The 17,649-nt window shown below is 64.2% G+C and carries 13 protein-coding genes; all 13 read right to left on the reverse strand.

Annotated features, from left to right (window positions below; genetic code table 11):
* Positions 1-274: 274 nt before the first annotated feature.
* The 13 genes from truB to aroG all read right to left on the reverse strand — a co-directional run bounded on the left by truB (position 275) and on the right by aroG (position 17,407).
* A complete protein-coding gene (gene truB, locus AC1MEM_RS22415; RefSeq protein WP_499474297.1) occupies positions 275-1,195 on the reverse strand; it encodes a tRNA pseudouridine(55) synthase TruB in 921 nt (306 codons plus the stop codon).
* The gene (gene rbfA, locus AC1MEM_RS22420) at positions 1,192-1,626 is read right to left on the reverse strand and encodes a 30S ribosome-binding factor RbfA (RefSeq protein ID WP_499474298.1); all 435 of its coding nucleotides are present in this window, start codon (positions 1,624-1,626) and stop codon (positions 1,192-1,194) included. The genes truB and rbfA overlap by 4 nt, the downstream gene beginning before the upstream one ends.
* Before the next feature lie 216 nt (positions 1,627-1,842).
* Positions 1,843-4,665 carry a translation initiation factor IF-2 gene (gene infB, locus AC1MEM_RS22425; RefSeq protein WP_499474299.1) on the reverse strand — a complete coding sequence of 941 codons (2,823 nt, stop codon included), beginning with the start codon at positions 4,663-4,665 and terminating at the stop codon, positions 1,843-1,845.
* 46 nt (positions 4,666-4,711) lie between these two features.
* Entirely contained in the window at positions 4,712-6,277 is a 1,566-nt protein-coding gene (nusA, locus tag AC1MEM_RS22430) for a transcription termination factor NusA (RefSeq protein ID WP_499474300.1), read from the reverse strand.
* Positions 6,274-6,762, reverse strand: a complete 489-nt coding sequence (gene rimP / locus AC1MEM_RS22435; RefSeq protein ID WP_499474301.1) for a ribosome maturation factor RimP — start codon at positions 6,760-6,762, stop codon at positions 6,274-6,276. Before rimP ends, nusA begins: the two co-directional genes overlap by 4 nt.
* Positions 6,763-7,210: 448 nt before the next feature.
* Complete coding sequence (gene rluB, locus AC1MEM_RS22440) at positions 7,211-9,214, reverse strand: 23S rRNA pseudouridine(2605) synthase RluB (protein ID WP_499474302.1); 2,004 nt, start codon at positions 9,212-9,214, stop codon at positions 7,211-7,213.
* Complete coding sequence (scpB, locus tag AC1MEM_RS22445; RefSeq protein WP_499474303.1) at positions 9,201-9,935, reverse strand: SMC-Scp complex subunit ScpB; 735 nt, start codon at positions 9,933-9,935, stop codon at positions 9,201-9,203. The genes rluB and scpB overlap by 14 nt, the downstream gene beginning before the upstream one ends.
* Before the next feature lie 387 nt (positions 9,936-10,322).
* Positions 10,323-11,336, reverse strand: coding sequence for a glucokinase (locus AC1MEM_RS22450; RefSeq protein WP_499474304.1), 1,014 nt, complete (start codon positions 11,334-11,336; stop codon positions 10,323-10,325).
* Positions 11,337-11,488: 152 nt separating this feature from the next.
* Positions 11,489-12,433, reverse strand: a complete 945-nt coding sequence (locus tag AC1MEM_RS22455; RefSeq protein ID WP_499474305.1) for a VTT domain-containing protein — start codon at positions 12,431-12,433, stop codon at positions 11,489-11,491.
* A 105-nt stretch (positions 12,434-12,538) separates the two neighbouring features.
* Positions 12,539-14,242: an ABC transporter ATP-binding protein gene (locus AC1MEM_RS22460; protein ID WP_499474306.1), complete on the reverse strand. Its 1,704-nt coding sequence runs from the start codon at positions 14,240-14,242 to the stop codon at positions 12,539-12,541.
* Positions 14,239-15,258, reverse strand: a complete 1,020-nt coding sequence (locus tag AC1MEM_RS22465; RefSeq protein WP_499474307.1) for an ABC transporter permease — start codon at positions 15,256-15,258, stop codon at positions 14,239-14,241. The genes AC1MEM_RS22460 and AC1MEM_RS22465 overlap by 4 nt, the downstream gene beginning before the upstream one ends.
* 7 nt (positions 15,259-15,265) lie before the next feature.
* Positions 15,266-16,204 (reverse strand): ABC transporter permease, encoded by a 939-nt coding sequence (locus tag AC1MEM_RS22470; protein WP_499474308.1) that lies wholly within the window; start codon positions 16,202-16,204, stop codon positions 15,266-15,268.
* 141 nt (positions 16,205-16,345) lie between these two features.
* Entirely contained in the window at positions 16,346-17,407 is a 1,062-nt protein-coding gene (aroG, locus tag AC1MEM_RS22475) for a 3-deoxy-7-phosphoheptulonate synthase AroG (protein ID WP_499474309.1), read from the reverse strand.
* Between the last annotated feature and the right edge of the window lie 242 nt (positions 17,408-17,649).

Genomic DNA, 17,649 nt, shown 5'->3' on the forward strand with positions numbered 1-17,649 from the left:
CAGGGATTTAATGAACTTCCACGGCAGGTGAAACGCCGATCCGGCTGAGCTTGCTCGGCTTGAACGCGTGGGCGGCGCATAGGAAGCGGGCGCGCAAGCGTTCGGGTGGAGCCGCCCACCCTACGAGCGTGTAAAAAAAATAGCCATGGCTGCGTTGCATCGTCTCGCCGTACCCACGTACTGTCTTCGACGATGTCGCCTCGCCCTCAGGGCCTTGCCCTGACAATTTTTTCACACGCTCTACGGTCAGGCGACGTTCAGCAACCCGGCAAAGTTATTGCGGCGCCGCAATCAACCGTTCCGGCGCCAGGATCGCGTACTCCTGCAGGTTCGCCGTCCCCAGCAGCTTGCCGTCGTGATACACGCGCACCCTGCCCAGCTCTTGCGGCACCATCACCGACTCTTTACCGAGCGCCAGGCGCTGGCCGTTCAGAAAGCGCTTGGCCAGCTCCGGCGTCAGCTCGACCGAAGGAAAGCTCGACAGCAACGCATCGACCGGCGCCAGCAGCGACAGCGGTTCGGCATGCGCCTGCAAATCTTCCAGCGAGATCATCGTCTCGGCCGTCAAAGCGCCCACCTGGATGCGGCGCAATGCGTTCAGGTGCGCGCCACAGCCCAGGGCTGCGCCGATGTCTTCGCCCAGCACGCGCACGTAGGTCCCCTTGCTGCAGGTGACGCGGATCTTCAGCATCGGTGCTTCGTAAGCGACCAGTTCCAGCCCGTGAATCGTTACCGGGCGCGCTTCGCGCTCGAGCGTGATGCCTTCGCGCGCGTATTCGTAAAGCGCCTTGCCGTCGCGTTTCAGGGCCGAGTACATCGGCGGCACCTGCAGGATCGGGCCGCGGAACCGCGCCAGCGCCGCTTCGATCTGCCCGATCGTCACGTCAACGGGGAGCGTCTCGATCGCCTCGCCCTCGGTGTCGCCGGTATTCGTCATGATGCCGAGGTGGACCGTCGCCTCATAGGTCTTGTCGGCTTCCAGCAAGTCCTGCGAGAACTTGGTTGCTTCGCCGAAGCACAGCGGCAGCAAACCGGTGGCGAAGGGGTCGAGCGTGCCGGTGTGGCCCGCCTTTTTCGCGTTCATGACGCGCTTGGCGCGGATCAAAGCGTCGTTCGAGGACAGGCCGACCGGCTTGTCGAGCAGGAGGACGCCGTCGACCAGGTCACGCGGCTTTTTTGGCGGGCGTGCGTTCACTTGGCGTCGTCGTCCGCTTCCGGTGCCGCAGCCGAAGCTGCGCTGCCGTCGTCAAAGTCGGCGGCGCGCACGGCGTTCGCCTGGTCGATCAGGGCCGACATCTGCAGGCCGCGCGAGGTCGAGGTGTCGTGCACGAAGTGCAAGCGCGGCAGCGTGTGGATGTGCAGGCGCTTGCCGAGCATGTTGTGCAGGTAGCCGGAGGCTTTGTTCAGGCCCTCGAGCGTCTGCTTGATTTCTTCCTTGCTGTCTTTGAGCAGGGTGAAATAAACCTTTGCGTGCGCGTAGTCGGGCGTGAGCTGGACTTCGGTCAGTGTGATCATGCCGACGCGCGGGTCTTTCAGCTCGAAGGCGATCAGTTCCGACAGGTCTTTCTGGATCTGGTCGGCGACGCGCAGGCCGCGCTGGGGGATGGTTTTGCTGTGTTTTGCCATGGTGTTGTATTGGGTTTTTCTGACGATGTTACATCTAAGTGCAAGGCAGGGGCGTACGCTGGCGACATGCAGCTTGTGCATCCGCGTGGGCTCAAGAGCCCACCCTACGGTGCACCGCCGCCAGTGGATCAGACCAGCCATCAGTCCGCCGCAAAAAAAACGCCATCGGCTGGGCACAAGGCCCGGCGGATGGCGCTTTTTGGTCGCGCTTGCGAATTACAGCGTACGAGCCACTTCGGTCACTTCGAACACTTCCAGGACGTCGCCAACCTGGATCTCGTTGTTGTTCTTCAGCGAGAGGCCGCACTCGAGGCCGGCGCGCACTTCTTTCGCATCGTCCTTGAAGCGCTTGAGCGAGTCGATCTCGCCGGTCCAGATGACGATGTTGTTGCGCAGCAGGCGGACCGACGAGGTACGCTTGACGACGCCATCGGTGACCAGACAGCCGGCAATGGCGCCGACTTTCGAGACCAGGATGACCTGGCGAATCTCGACCTGGCCGGTGATGGTCTCGCGCTTTTCCGGTGCCAGCATGCCCGACAGTGCCGTCTTGATCTCGTCGATCGCATCGTAAATGATGCTGTAGTAACGGATGTCGACGCCATTGGCTTCGGCCAGCTTGCGGCCCTGCGAGTCGGCACGGGCGTTGAAGCCGATGATGACCGCTTTCGAGGCGACCGCGAGGTTGACGTCCGACTCGGTGATGCCGCCGACCGCCGCATGGACGACCTGCACGCGCACTTCCGAAGTCGACAGCTTCTGGAGCGAGCTGACCAGTGCTTCCTGCGAACCCTGCACGTCCGTCTTGATGATCAGCGGCAGGTTCTTCACCTCGCCCTCGGCCATCTGGTCGAACATGTTTTCCAGCTTCGCTGCCTGCTGCTTGGCCAGCTTCACGTCGCGGAACTTACCTTGACGGAACAGACCGATTTCACGTGCTTTACGCTCGTCGGCCATGACCATGACTTCTTCACCGGCAACCGGCACTTCGGTCAGGCCCTGGATCTCGACCGGGATCGATGGACCAGCTTCGGCGACCGGCTTGCCGTTTTCGTCGAGCATTGCACGGACACGACCGTAAGCGGAACCGGCCAGCACCACGTCGCCGCGGCGCAGGGTACCCGATTGCACCAGGATCGTCGCGACCGGGCCACGGCCCTTGTCCAGACGGGCCTCGACCACCAGGCCACGGGCCGGCGAGCCGATCGGCGCCTTCAGTTCCAGCACTTCGGCCTGCAGCAGCACTTGCTCCAGCAGATCCTCGATACCGGTACCGATCTTGGCGGACACCGGCACGAACGGCGAGTCGCCGCCGTATTCTTCCGGCACGACGCCTTCGGCTACCAGTTCCTGCGTGACGCGGTCGGTGTTCGCACCCGGCTTGTCGATCTTGTTGATCGCCACCACCAGCGGTACACCAGCGGCCTTTGCGTGAGCAATTGCCTCTTTCGTTTGCGGCATCACGCCGTCGTCCGCCGCCACCACCAGGATGACGATGTCGGTCGCCTTGGCACCACGGGCACGCATGGCGGTGAACGCCTCGTGACCCGGGGTGTCGAGGAAGGTGATCATGCCGCGCGGGGTGTCCACGTGGTACGCACCGATGTGCTGGGTAATGCCACCGGCTTCGCCTGCGGCAACCTTGGCGCGGCGGATGTAGTCCAGCAGCGAGGTCTTACCGTGGTCGACGTGACCCATGACGGTGACCACTGGTGCACGCGAGGTCGACTCGAACTCGGCGTGTTCGCCCTGGTCGGCCAGCAGTGCTTCCGGATCGTCCTCGGCGGCAGCGAAGGCTTTATGGCCCATCTCTTCCACCAGGATCATCGCGGTTTCCTGGTCCAGCACCTGGTTAATGGTGCACATCTGGCCCAGCTTCATCAGCTGCTTGATGACTTCCGATGCCTTCACCGACATCTTGTGGGCGAGTTCGGCCACGGTGATCGTTTCAGGAACGTGAACGTCCTTGACGATCGCCTCGGTCGGCGCCTGGAAGTTGGTTTCGCGGTCATCGCCGTGCGAACGACGTCCGCCACTGCGGCCACCGCTACGCCAGCCGTCGCGGCCGCTCGGCGCGCTCGGACCGCCACGACCCTTCGGACCGCTCGGCGCGCCACGCTTCTTGGCGTCGTCCGACCAGGTCGAGGAGACATTCGCCGACTTGATCGACTTCTTGTCGCCCGGCTTGGCGCCCGGCTTGGCGGCACCGTCAGCCGGCTTCTTGTCGGCAGGCTTGTGCAGCGTGCCGGCAGGTGCGGCCGGCTTGGCGACCACTGGCGGCGGAACTGGTTCCGGCGCCTTGATCACGCGGCGCGGCTGCGCCATCATCAGCTTGATCTGGGCCACTTCGTCGGCCACGGCCTTGCGTGCACGCTCGGTGGCGGCAGCGCGTTCGGCGGCTTCCTTGGCGGCTTCCGCAGCTTTTTGCTTGGCTTCGTCGGCGACGGCCTGCTTGGCCTGCTCGCTGGCAGCCGAACTGGCGGCGGCGGTCGCGGCGGCAGCACGCTTGGCCACTTCCGCGGCATCGCGCTTGGCCTGCTCTTCGTCGGCCTTGGCCTGCTCGGCGCGCTCGGCTTCGAGCTTGACCAGGCGTTCCTGCTTTTCACGCAGGTCCGCTTCCTGGCGAGCGACGAGCTCGGCGTGACGGCGCGACTCTTCCTCGCGGCGGGCGATTTCGGTGGCGTCGATGACAGGTTCGGCCGGCGCGCTTGCCGCGGCCGGGGTCGCTGCGACGTCGTCGCGCTGGACGAAGGTGCGCTTCTTGCGCACTTCGACCTGGATCGTACGCGACTTGCCGGAAGCGTCCGCCTGCTTGATCTCGCTCGTTTCCTTGCGGGTGACCGTGATTTTTTTCTTCTCGGTCGCATCCGCCGCGCCGTGGGTACGGCGCAGGTGGTTCAGCAGCTTGTCCTTATCATCCTTTGACAAGGGATCTGACGTCGAGCTTTTCTCGACGCCGGCAGAACGCAGCTGCGTCAGCAGCAAATCTGCAGGCATCTTCAGTTCGGTGGCAAATTGGGCTACGTTGTTACTCGCCATTCAGTCCTCTTTTCTATGTGTCGCGGAGATGATAAAGATTTGCAAATTATGCCTTGGCCGTTTCTGCCAGGCTCCAGGCTTTCGCCTGCAGCGCCTTGGCGCGGTCATCATATTTACTGTCGACCAGCTTCATCTCATCGTCGGTCACATCATTAAATTCATTCTTGATCAGTTCACGGGCGCGGTCCGAAGGCAGCGCCAGGATGGCACCGAATTCGTCATACGCCAGTCCTGCAAATGCTTCGACCGTCTTGATGCCGGCCAGTCCAAGCTTGCCTGCAGTCGTACGGTCCATGCCGTCGAGGGTGACCAGTTCCTCTTCCATGCCTTCGAGGCCCTCTTCCGAAGCGATTGCTTCCGTCACCAGGGCGTCGCGGGCACGGGTACGCAGTTCGTTGACGGTTTCCTCGTCGAAGGATTCGATCTCCAGCATTTCCGAAATCGGCACGTAGGCGATTTCTTCCAGGCTCGAGAAACCTTCTTCGACCAAGATGTCGGCCACTTCCTGGTCGACGTCCAGCTTTTCCATGAACAGCGACCGAATCGACGCCGTTTCCTGGGCCACCTTGTTGGCCGATTCTTCGGCCGTCATGATGTTGATCTTCCAGCCGGTCAGTTCCGAGGCCAGGCGCACGTTCTGGCCCGAGCGGCCGATCGCGATTGCCAGGTTCTCTTCGTCGACCACGACGTCCATCGCGTGCTTTTCTTCATCGACCATGATCGACGACACGTTTGCCGGCGCCAGGGCGCCGATCACGAACTGGGCCGGATCGTCCGACCACAGCACGATGTCGACGCGCTCGCCGCCGAGTTCGCCGGTCACGGCCTGCACGCGCGAACCGCGCATGCCGACGCAGGTACCGATCGGGTCGATGCGCTTGTCCGACGTGAACACGGCGATCTTGGCGCGCACGCCGGCATCGCGGGCAGCCGATTTAATGTCCAGCAGACCCTGTTCGATTTCCGGCACTTCCAGTTCGAACAGCTTCATGATGAATTCCGGCGCGGTACGCGACAGGATCACCTGCGGGCCGCGCATATTGCGGTCCACGCGAAGAATGTAGGCACGGACGCGGTCGCCGATACGCAGGTTCTCTTTCGGGATCATCTGGTCGCGCGGCAGGCGCGCTTCGATCTTGCCCGACTCGACGATGGCGTCGCCGCGTTCCATGCGCTTGATGGTGCCGGTGACCAGCGAATCGCCACGCTCGAGGAAGTCTTGCAGGATCTGCTCGCGCTCGGCATCACGCACGCGCTGCAGGACGACCTGTTTCGTGTCCTGGGCAAAGCGGCGGCCGAAGTCGACCGATTCAACCGGCTCTTCGATGTATTCGTCGACTTCGATGTCGGGGATCTGTTCTTTTGCTTCGAAATGCAGGATTTCCTGGTCCGGCAGTTGCAGGCCGGCTTCGTCGGGCACCACGTGCCAGCGACGGAAAGTTTCGAAGGCGCCATTGTCGCGATCGATGCTCACGCGAATGTCGACCTCGCCTTCATAGCGTTTTTTGGTGGCCTGGGCCAGGGCGAACTCGAGCGCCCCGAACACCACTTCCTGATCGACGTTTTTTTCGCGCGCAAGCGCATCAACCAACAACAAAATTTCGCGACTCATGCTTTGCGACTCCTAAAATCCACCTGCGGCACCAAACGTGCCTTGTCCAATTCGGCCAGCGTAAATTCCAACAACGCCAGCCCATCTTTACCTTCAAATTCCAGACCGATCTTGTCGCCTTCCGGCGCGACCAGGATGCCCGTATAGGTCTTCCGGTTCGCGCTGCCCGGCATGGCGACGCGCAGCTTCACCGTGCATTCATGGCCGGCGAAGCGCTCGAAATCGGCCAGGGTGCGCACCGGGCGGTCCAGCCCGGGCGACGAAATCTCGAGACGTTCGTAATCGACGTTCTCCACCGTGAACACGTGCGACAACTGGTGACTCACCGTTGCGCAGTCCTCGACGGTAATCAGGCCCTTCTCTTCCGCGACGGCAGCCGGGAAATCGATAAACACGCGTAATACCCCGCGCTCGCCCCGCTCAACATCAACGAGTTCGTAGCCCAGGCCAGCGACTGTCTTGGCGATCAAATCAAACTGCTGCACGACACTTCTCCAAGGGGGTTAAAACGTTTTACCAAAAAAAAAATGGGCATCTGCCCATCTTTTTGTATTTACAACCCAACCAGATGAAAGCACTTGCACCAAATTAATACTGGGGAAGGACTTCGATTAGGCTGCAAATTATAACGTATTCGAGGGCACGCTGCAATCGCCATACCATTTTATGAGCAAGCCAACAACGGCTGCGCACGATATTAAAGCGGAAACTGCTGGTGTGTGGAACACGAGGGACCACCAGCCCCGGCTTTCACCACAAAAAGGTGCGTAACGTAGGGTGGGCACTCGTGCCCACGCGTTCTCACTGCTTGAACTCCGGCGATCCAGATGAGGACACGGCGCCGATATTCAAGCGCTGTACCGCGTGGGCTCGAGAGCCCACCCTACGGTGCACCACGGTTGCGAACGTCCATCAGCGGCCGTGGTGCGCTTTTTAACCCCGGCGTCCGCGGCGCGGCAGGCCCGGCTCGGCGCCGCGCGATCCCCCGCCACCGCGACGGGCGCCGCCGGCATTGCCGAAGCCGAAGGTCGTCTGCAGCGGATCGGGCTGGCGCGGACGGCCGCTGGCGCCGCCACCGGCACCACCGCCCGGACGACCCGAGCTGCTGCCGCCGAAGCCGCCGGCGTTGCCGCCACGGCCCTTGCCGCCACCGGCCGGGCCACGCCCTGCAGGCGCCTGGCCGCCGCGCGGCGGCGCGCCGACGCGCGCGACCGGTGGGCCGAACGGATCGACATTACGGTTCGCATCCACACGGTCGATCCGGTTGCCGTCGGAACGGCGCGGGTCGGCCGGCTGGGCATTCTTGCCGCCCTTGCCCTTGTGATCGCCGCCGGCCGCACCCTTCTTCTCGATCCCGAAGGCGGACATGAAGCTGCGCACGTCGTTTTCTTCCAGCTCTTCCCAGCGGCCGCGCTTCAGGCCCGACGGCAAGGTCATCGCGCCGTAGCGGGTACGGATCAGGCGCGAGACGGTCAGGCCCACCGCCTCGAACATGCGGCGCACTTCGCGGTTGCGGCCTTCGCCGATGACCACGCGGTACCACTTGTTGATGCCTTCGCCGCCGCCGTCGACGATCTTGGTGAAGTTCGCCAGGCCGTCCTCGAGCTCGACACCGGCCAGCAGTTTCTGGCGCATGCCTTCTTCAAGTTCGCCCAGCGTGCGCACGGCGTATTCGCGGTCGATGTTGTAACGCGGGTGCATCAGGCGGTTCGCCAGGTCACCCGAGGTCGTGAACAGCAGCAGGCCTTCGGTGTTGAAGTCGAGGCGGCCCACGGCCAGCCACTTGCCGGTCTTCATGGTCGGCAGGCGGTCGAACACCGATGGACGGCCTTCCGGATCGTCGTGGCTGACGATTTCGCCGGCCGGCTTGTGGTACACGAGTACGCGCGGCGGCTTGCTGCTGGTGACGCGGCGCTGGATCAATTTACCGTTGATGCGCACGGCGTCGGTCGGCAGGATGCGCTGGCCGATGTGGGCCGGCTCGCCGTTCACCGACACGCGGCCGGCAACGATCAGGTCTTCCATGTCGCGGCGCGAACCGAGGCCGGCTTCGGCCAGCACCTTGTGCAGCTTCGGCGCGTCGTCGTCCGAGGTCAGGTCGCGGCGTACGACCTTCGACTGCTGGCCGCGGCCGCCTTCGTTGGCATCGAATGCGTCCGAGGTGACGAAGGAGAACACGGCGTCGGCGTCGTTCGGCTTGCCGCCTGGCTTACCCTTGCCGCCCTGGTTGCGGCCACCCTGCTGGCCGTTCGGCTGTGCATTGCGCTGTGCGGGCTGTGCACCGCCGCCCTTGCCGTTCTTGCCTTTGCCCTTGGCCTGGCGCTGGTGGTGGCGCGGTTGCGCCGCGGGCTGCTCGCCTGGTTCGCCTTGCTCACCCTGCGCTTGAGGCGCGTCGACTGCGTGCGCTTCCGGTGCCGCGGCTTGTGCCGGCGCTGGACGCGTTGCTTCGCGCACGGCGCGCTGTTCACGCATCTGGCGCGGACCGCGCGGCTTGCGCTGGACTTCGTCTTTATTCTGTTCCTTGCGCGGCGCGTCGGCCGCGGCCATGTTGTCGCTTGCCGGGGCCGGGGCCGGGGCAATGCCCGCTTGCGGCCAGGTCTCCGTCGCTTGCGCAGGCGCTTCGGCCGGCCTGTCCTTTGCGGCGCGCGGCTTGCGCACGGAAACGCGTGCCGGCGCAAACTCGGCGGCGGCTGGCGCAGCGGGGGCTGGCGCAGCGGCGGCTGGCGCCGCGGCGTCGGCGCTCATCGGCGCGGCAGCGTCCGCAGCGGCAGCCTTGGTACGGCGTTTCGGCTTCGCAGCAGGCGTCGTTGCGGCGTCAGCAGCGGCAGGCGCCGGATCGGCGACATGCGCGGCGGCAGCTTTGGTGCGGCGTTTCGGCTTGGCCGCTTCGTCCTTGCCCGGTGCGGCAGGCGTGATGTCGGTGTCAGTTGGATTCATCGTTCGTTTCGTTGTTGTTGACCCTGTCCACGCCGAAGGCCGGTTGCGGGTCGTGTATCGGGACTTCAACGGGTGAAGTAACTTGTTCTTCTTCGACGTCCGCTGGCGCGTCCGTCTTATTAAAATTCATTTGCAGCGCCGCTTCCAGCGCTTCCAGGCTGCGCCCGTCCTGGGCGTCGGCGATGCTGTCGAGCGGAGGCAATTGCCCCAGCGAGGCCAGCCCCAGGTCGTCGAGGAACTGCTTCGTCGTGCCGAGCAAGGCCGGCCGCCCCACCACTTCGCGGTGGCCGACGACATCGATCCAGCCACGGTCTTCCAGCATCTTGATCGTCTGCGAGTTCACCGCGACGCCGCGGATTTCCTCGATGTCGCCGCGCGTGACCGGCTGACGGTAGGCGATGATCGCCAGCGTTTCCAGCGTTGCCCGCGAATATTTCGGCGGCTTTTCCGGGGTGATGCGGTCGAGATACGGCTTCATCTCGGGACGGCTCTGGAAGCGCCAGCCCGACGCCAGGCTGACGATCTCGATGCCGCGGTCTCTCCAGTCGTGGCGCAATTCCTCGAGCAGCAGTTTGATGGTGTCGAACCCGACCCCGATGCCGAGCACGCGCCCGTTGGCGTCCACATCGGCAAACAGCTTCTTCATGCCGTGCAGCGACATCGGCTCACGCGCGCACAGCAAGGCGGTCTCGAGGACCCGCTTGGCCTCGTCAGTCTTCATCGATATCGTCGGGCTCGTGCCAAAGAATCTACCAAATAAGCGCCCGGCGGACGGCGGCTGGCCGGAGTCGGCGCAGCGCAGGCCATATCGCCAACGCGGTTCGTCGTGCTGCTCGTTGAAACAGGAATCAATGGCCCGCGCTTGGACGCGGCGGGCGGAATAGCGGTGGCGGGACAGGACCCGGCCACAGGGCTGCTCGCGTGCAAGGCGGGCAGCCTACAGATGGTTACTCAGCGAAACGCGGACCCGGAATGCGACTGGCAGACTCTACAGCTCAGCAGCGCACCATGACAGGAATCGACGTCGTTTCCTCCAACTGCGGGCCATTGTAACCGATAAAACACAGGAACGGCCACTTGCGCAAGGGGTGCGCGTCCGGGATTGGCTTCAAGCCGACAGTTTTTCGGCCAAAACGGCGGACACACCAAGGAAAGCAGGATAGTCGGCGGTGATCACGTAGGTAGGCACCTGCGCGAGGTAGGAAGCGAAGCGGCCCTTCCGTTCGAAGCGCCGGCGGAAGGACGAACTGGCGAAGCGTTCGCCCAGGCGCGGCACGATGCCGCCGCCGATATACACGCCGCCCTGCGCGCCCAGCGTCACGGCCAGGTTGCCGGCAGCGCAGCCGAGCATGCCGCAAAACACGTCGAGCACCTGCTCGGACAAGGCGCACTCCCCCGCCAGCGCGCGGCGCGAGATCTCCGCGGCCGGCAGCTTGTCCTCCGGCTGCCCCTGCACATGGGCCAGCGCGCGGTAGATCAGCTCGACGCCGGCGCCCGACAGGAAGCGCTCGGCCGACACGTGCTCGAACTCGCGCCAGGCGTATTGCAGCACCGCGATTTCGAGTTCGTCGACAGGCGAAAAGGTGACATGGCCGCCTTCGCTATTCAAGGCAATCCAGCTGTCGCCTGCCGGGACCAGTCCCGACACGCCGAGGCCGGTACCGGCCCCGAGCAGGCCCAGCGGCGCGCCGGCGCGGGGAGCGCCGCCGCCGACCTGGACCTTGTCGCCATCCTGCAGGTGCGGCAGCGAACGCGCCAGCGCATAGAAATCGTTGACCACCAGCAGCGTCTCGAGTCCGACTTCACGGCGCACCGCCTCGATCGAGAATTGCCAGTGGTGATTCGTCATGCGGATCTGGTCGCCATCGACCGGATTGGCAATCGCCACCGCCGCGTGGGCGACCTTGCCGAAAGCGAGCACTGCGGGCGACGCCAGGTAGGCGCGCATGGCGTCGGCGAAACCCGGATGCGCGCCGCAGGCCAGTACCTGCACCGCCTCGAACTTGCCCGGCGCCAGCTCGAGCGCGAAACGCGCATTGGTGCCGCCAACATCGGCCAGCAGGCGCGGGCTATCGAAGGAAGCGGTGGGCGGGGCGAGGTATGCAGGCAGGGAAGCAGTCATTGCAGGACAGAAGGCTGGGGATGTCCAAGCTTACTGGATTTCTTTGCGGACTTACAAGAAGATTTTGTAGTTTAGGTACAGGACTGGGTGACAATCTGCGAAATTGCGGCGCCTGCGCAAGTAGTCCGACTACGTTACCCTACAGCGTACGCTCAGCAAACGGCCGGCTGCGCATCGCGGCTCCGCGCCTGGTGCGCATGCCAGGCATCGAGTCCCCCATGCAGCGGACGTGTCCGGTGAAAGCCGTTGGCGAGAAACTCTTTGGCCACCTGCGCCGCGGTGACATCGTTTGGGCAACTGCAATACACGACAATATGGCGCTCCTTGTCGAGGCTGGCCATCAGCTGGCCCGGCGCGCAGCTGTTGTAGAGCAGCGCGCCGGGAATCGCCGATTCGAGCCCTTGCGCCGTGACGCTGCGCGCATCGATGATGAGGGGATCGTGCCCGCCCTCCAGCAAGGCCATCAGTTCGGCGACCGCGATGCGCGGCACGGCGAGCGTCGCGCGGTGACGCCGGCGCTCGACATATTTATAGACGACGAACAGCGCCAGCAAGCCGCCCAGCACCATCAGCGCGGCGCTGCCCATGGTTTCCAGGCTCGCCAGGACGCGGTCGACGCTGTCGTGGAAAATCGCGCCGAGGGCAATACCGGTTCCGCCCCAGAGCAGCGCGCCGGTTGCGGAAAAGCCGAGGAAGGCGCGCGTGCCGGTGCCGAGCGCGCCCGACATCGGGGCCGCGATGGTATTGAAACCGGGGACGAATTTCGAGACCAGCAAGGATTTCGGGCCATAGCGCCGGAAGCGGTCTTCGGTCTGGTTGACGCAGGAATCGGGAGAGAGGGAAATGCGGCACAACAGGCGCAGCACGCGCTTGCCGTAATAACGGCCGGCGCGGAACCAGAAATAGTCGCAGATCAGGCAGGCGAGCAGCACCGCCAGCAGGCACAGCTGCCAACTGGCGCCGCCGTCGACCGCCAGCGCGCCGGCCAGCACCAGCACCGGAAAGGCGGGAATCGGCAGGCCGAACTGCTCGATCAGCACCATGCCGAAGACGAGGAACACGCCGTAGTGCTGGATCAGGAGGGTGAGCTGGGACATCCGGTCATGGTAGCCCAAATCGCCTTTTCAGGCTTGGTGGAGAGCCCCGACTCGTCTGCTCATCGTTCCGCGTGGGCACGGAGTCCGATCGCGGCCCGGTCCACCCTACGCCAGCCGTGGAATCGCTGCCAATAAAGACTGTGTATAAGGATGCTGCGGATTGCGGTACAGATCGTCCGAGTCCGCCATCTCGACCACGCTGCCATGGTGCATCACCATCACCCGGTCGGCGATATAGCGCACCACGGACAGATCGTGCGAAATGAAGATATAGCTCAGCTTGTACTCGTCCTGCAGGTCCTGCAGCAGGTTCAATACCTGCGCCTGGACCGAGACGTCGAGCGCCGAGACCGATTCGTCGCAGACCAGGATTTCCGGCTTCATCGTCAGGCAGCGCGCAATCGCGATGCGCTGGCGCTGGCCGCCGGAAAACTCGTGCGGATAGCGGCCAAATGCCTGCGCCGGCAAGCCGACGCGCTCCAGCAGCGCATGCACTGTATTGGTGCGTTCGCGGTCGTCGCGGCCGATGCCGTGGATGCGCATCGGTTCCAATAAGATCTGGCCGACCGTGAAGCGCGGATTGAGCGAGGCGTACGGATTCTGGAAGATGATCTGGATGCGTCGCTTATAGGCCGCGTATTCCCGGTCCGACATCGCGAACAGGTCGCGCCCGTCGAAATGCGCACTGCCGGCGGTGGCGCGGTGCAGGCGCAACAGGGTCAGGCCGACCGTGGTCTTGCCGGAACCGGATTCGCCGACCACGCCCAGCGTCTTTCCGCGCGGGAGCGTGAACGACACGTCCTTCACCGCGTGGAAGACGCGCTTGCCGAACAGCCCTTCGCGCAGCGTGAAGCTCTTGGCGAGGTTCTGGACGACCAGCAGGTTCTCGTCGTCCGCCGCATAGCCGCGCGTGCGCTGCGGCAGCACCGCGAGCGGGTCGCTGCGGCCACTCAGGAAATCGTCGATGACCGGCAGCCTGGCCGGCCGCGTGTCGAGCGTCGGCCGGCAATGCAGCAAGGCCCGGGTATAGGCGTCCTGCGGCGCACCGAATACCTGCGCGGCTGCCCCCTCCTCGCGCACTTCGCCATGGCGCATCACGATCACGCGGTCGGCAATTTCGCCCACCAGGCCGAGGTCGTGCGTGATGAACAGGACCGACATCCGGTGTTTTCTTTGCAGCGCCGCGATCAATTCCATGATCTGTTTCTGGATCGTCACGTCGAGCGCCGTGGTCGGCTCGTCGGCAATCAGCAGTTTCGGTTCGCAGGCAATGGCCATCGCGATCATGACGCGCTGCTGCTGCCCGCCCGACATCTGGCTCGGATAGGCGTCGATCTTGTTGGCCGGGTCCGGGATACCGACTTCCTCCAGCAGCGCCAACGTACGCACACGGGCAGCGCGCTTGTTCATGCCCATGTGCTGGCGCAGCACTTCGCCGATCTGGAAGCCCACCGTGAACACCGGGTTGAGCGAGGACATCGGCTCCTGGAAGATCATGGCGATGTCCTTGCCGCACAGCTTGCGGCGCTCGGAGACCGGCAGCCGCAACAGTTCGCGCCCGCCAAAGAGCACGCTCGATGCCGGATGCACGATCGTCGTCTCCGCCGGCAATAGCCCCATCACGGCGAGCGAGCTGACCGACTTGCCGCTACCCGATTCGCCCACCAGGGCGACGGTGGCGTTGTGCGGCACGTCGAAGGAAATGCCCTTGATCGCCTCGACCGTGTTCTTCTTGTCGATGCGGAAGGAAATGCGCAGGTCGCGCACCTGGAGCAGCATGCCGGCGTCGGGATTCAAATGCGGACTCATTTCAGTTTCGGATCCAGCGCATCGCGCAAGGCATCGGTGAACAGCGAAAAGGCCGTGACCAGCAGCGCCATCGCGCCGGCGGCCGCCGCGAGCTGCCACCATTTGCCGAGGATCAGTTCATTCTGCGCTTCGTTGAGCATGCTGCCCCAGGACACCGTGCCGACCGGCACGCCAAAGCCGAGGAAGGACAGGATCACCTCGGCCTTGATGAAGCCGACCACCAGGATCGACAGCTGCACCAGCGCCACGTGCGAAACGTTCGGGAAAATATGCGAGAACATCTTGCGCCAGCTCGAGGCGCCAATCGCATCGGCCGCCATCACGTATTCGCGCGCCTTGTGCTTGATGTACTCGGCGCGGATCAGGCGGTAGGGCCCGGTCCAGCCGGTCAGGCCGAGGATCAGCACGATCGTCATGACACCCTTCTGCTGCAGCACCGCGGCCACCGTCAGGATCATCAGGATCGAGGGAATCGAGGTAAAAATGCTGTAGAACCAGTTGAAGAGATCGTCGACCACGCCGCCGAAAAAGCCCGACAGGGCGCCGAACAGCGTGCCCAGCCCGACCGCGACAAAGGCCGCGACCAGCCCGACCACGATCGAGGTCTCACCGCCCTTGATGGTTTTTTTCAGGATGTCGTGGCCCCATTTGTCGGCGCCGAACGGCAGTGTGAGCGCTTTCGCGTGCGGCGGATGGGTGGCCCGGACCTCGGCCTTGAGGACGTCCAGTTCGGCCGCCAGCGGATCGAAGGCATTCGGCGGGGTCGGTGCCTGCGGCCGCGCCAGCGCAGCGCTCGCAGCGTCGGGCCCCATGAAAGCCGGCGGCGCATAATTGACGGCCACCTCGGCTTCCCAGTCGCCGGCGACCAGTCCGCTGGCGGACAGGACCAGCAACAGCAAAAAGGCGCCGACCACGCCGAGCGCCGCCATCGCCACGCGATCGGCGCGCAGGCGGCGCCAGGCGAGCGTCCAGAGACCTGGAGAAATGCTGTCGCGCTTCATCATGTTGCCGTGCATCCCTGCCTCATTTCAACTGAACGCGGGGGTCGACCGCGCCGTACAGCAAGTCGGCCAGCAGGTTGAACACCATGGTCGCGGCCGCCACGTAGACGGTAATCGCTTTAATCACCGGAAAATCGCTGCGCTCCACGGCCAGGATGACCTCGCGCCCGATGCCGGGAATGCCGAAGAAGCGTTCGAGAAGGAAGGCGCCGATCAGCAGCGCCGGCAGGTTCGCCATCACGTGGGTGATGATCGGGATCGCGGCATTGCGCAGCACGTGGACCCAGACGATGCGGCGCTCGGACAAGCCCTTTGCGCGCGCGGTGCGCACATAGTCCTGGTGCACTTCATCGAGGACAAAACTGCGGTACAGGCGCAGGGTCGGCGCGATCGATACCGCCAGGCCAATGATGATCGGCAGCAGCGCATAACGCAGCAGGTTCTCGCCCAGGCTCTCGCCCCAGCCCTGCACCGGAAACAGGCCCAGTTTATAAGCGAAGAAATACTGGAAGACGATGATGTAGACCAGGATCGAAATCGACATGCCGACCGTGCAGGCCACCATCACCGCGCGGTCTGTCAGCGAGCCGCGGACAAAAGCGATGGCCAGTGCCAGCGCGATGCCGAAAAAGGTTTCGAGCAGGGTGAGCGGCACCAGCACCGTCAGCGACGGCCCCAGCCGGCTGGCGATGATGTGCGATACCGGTTCGCCTGTGCTCCAGGCGTTGCCGAAATCAAAGGTCGCGATCTGCTTGAGGAAAATGCCGAGCTGCACGTACACCGGCTGGTCGATGCCGAGCTGGGCGCGGATGTTGGCGATCGCCGCTTCGTCGGCCATCTTGCCCGCGAGCAGATAGGAGGGATCGCCGCCCACCCAGTTGAACAGCACGAACACGAGCACGATGACGCCCGCCATCGTCGGCAGCATCTGCCACAGCCGCCGCATTATGTAAGCCAGCATTCGGACTTCCCCTGGCGGCCCTTGGACAATTCCTGGCTCGGCCTTATTGAAAACGCCCACGATAACGCAATTCGCCGTGGGCGGGCCATCAAGTTGTGTTGTTGACCTATAACCTGCGCGCGTTCCGGCTGCGCACCTGCCTTACGCGTCCTCGCACAAACGCCGCTGGCGCACCGCCGCCGCCAATCCCTCCAGCACCTGCACGCTCGTCTCCCAGTCGATGCAGCCATCGGTCACCGACTGCCCATAGGTCAGTTCCTTGCCCGGCACCAGGTCCTGGCGCCCGGCCAGCAGGTGCGACTCGACCATCACGCCGACGATGCGCCCGTCCCCGGCGGCCACCTGGCGCCCGATTTCCGCGCATACCGGCACCTGGTTCTCGGGCTTTTTCGAGCTGTTCGCATGCGAGGCGTCGATCATCACGCGCGCCGCCAGGCCAAGGGCGGCGATCTGCTTGCTGGCATCCTCGACGCTGGCGGCGTCGTAGTTCGGCACCTTGCCGCCGCGCAAGATGATGTGGCAATCCTCGTTGCCGGCGGTCGAGACGATGGCCGAGTGCCCGCCTTTCGTCACCGACAGGAAATGGTGCGGCGTCGAGGCGGCCTTGATCGCCTCCACGGCGATCTTGATGTTGCCGTCGGTACCGTTCTTGAAGCCGACCGGGCACGACAGGCCGGACGCGAGCTCGCGGTGCACCTGCGATTCGGTGGTGCGCGCGCCGATAGCGCCCCAGCTGATCAGGTCGGCGATGTACTGCGGGCTGATCACGTCGAGGAATTCGGTGCCGGCCGGCAGCCCCATCTCGTTGACGTCGCGCAGCAGTTCGCGCGCCATGCGCAGGCCGTCGTTGATGCGGAAGCTGTTGTCCATGTACGGGTCGTTGATCATGCCCTTCCAGCCGACCGTCGTGCGCGGCTTCTCGAAATAGACCCGCATCACGATCTCGAGCTCGCCGGCAAAGCGGTGGCGTTGCTCGACCAGGCGCCGTGCGTACTCGAGCGCGGCCTTCGGGTCGTGGATCGAACACGGGCCGATCACCACCATCAGGCGGTCGTCCTGGCCGTGCAGGATGCGATGCAGCGCCACCCGGGCCGAGCTTGCCGTTTCCTCGGCCTTCGGCGTCACCGGAAACTCGCGGATCAGGTGCGAGGGCGGCGTCAGTTCCTTCATTTCGCGGATGCGTAAATCGTCGGTGCGGGGCATGCGGGACTCCGTTCGTTTATCTGGGCTGGAAATGAAAAAACCGCCATCGCTGGCGGTTTCTGGTCGTTCGGTCTGTTCTGCTGTCGCGTGAACCTGCCGCTACTCCACCGCCTGAAGGCCGGAATGGCTAAACCAAAAATAGCAGGTAAAGAAAGCAGCGTTGCGCATGGACGGATCCGAAAAAAGTCGAAATGACTATAACCCCTGGCTATGAATATTGGCAAGGGTTTTGTCGCAGTGCG

The organism is Telluria sp. AIW5 (genome assembly GCF_056680575.1).

Bases quoted from the DNA above. Each gene is read 5' to 3' on its own strand.
- rbfA (WP_499474298.1), bottom strand. From the start codon at position 1,626: ATGGCAAAACACAGCAAAACCATCCCCCAGCGCGGCCTGCGCGTCGCC.
- AC1MEM_RS22450 (WP_499474304.1), bottom strand. From the start codon at position 11,336: ATGACTGCTTCCCTGCCTGCATACCTCGCCCCGCCCACCGCTTCCTTC.
- infB (WP_499474299.1), bottom strand. From the start codon at position 4,665: ATGGCGAGTAACAACGTAGCCCAATTTGCCACCGAACTGAAGATGCCT.
- AC1MEM_RS22455 (WP_499474305.1), bottom strand. From the start codon at position 12,433: ATGTCCCAGCTCACCCTCCTGATCCAGCACTACGGCGTGTTCCTCGTC.
- AC1MEM_RS22460 (WP_499474306.1), bottom strand. From the start codon at position 14,242: ATGAGTCCGCATTTGAATCCCGACGCCGGCATGCTGCTCCAGGTGCGC.
- AC1MEM_RS22465 (WP_499474307.1), bottom strand. From the start codon at position 15,258: ATGCACGGCAACATGATGAAGCGCGACAGCATTTCTCCAGGTCTCTGG.
- aroG (WP_499474309.1), bottom strand. From the start codon at position 17,407: ATGCCCCGCACCGACGATTTACGCATCCGCGAAATGAAGGAACTGACG.
- rluB (WP_499474302.1), bottom strand. From the start codon at position 9,214: ATGAATCCAACTGACACCGACATCACGCCTGCCGCACCGGGCAAGGAC.
- scpB (WP_499474303.1), bottom strand. From the start codon at position 9,935: ATGAAGACTGACGAGGCCAAGCGGGTCCTCGAGACCGCCTTGCTGTGC.
- nusA (WP_499474300.1), bottom strand. From the start codon at position 6,277: ATGAGTCGCGAAATTTTGTTGTTGGTTGATGCGCTTGCGCGCGAAAAA.
- AC1MEM_RS22470 (WP_499474308.1), bottom strand. From the start codon at position 16,204: ATGCTGGCTTACATAATGCGGCGGCTGTGGCAGATGCTGCCGACGATG.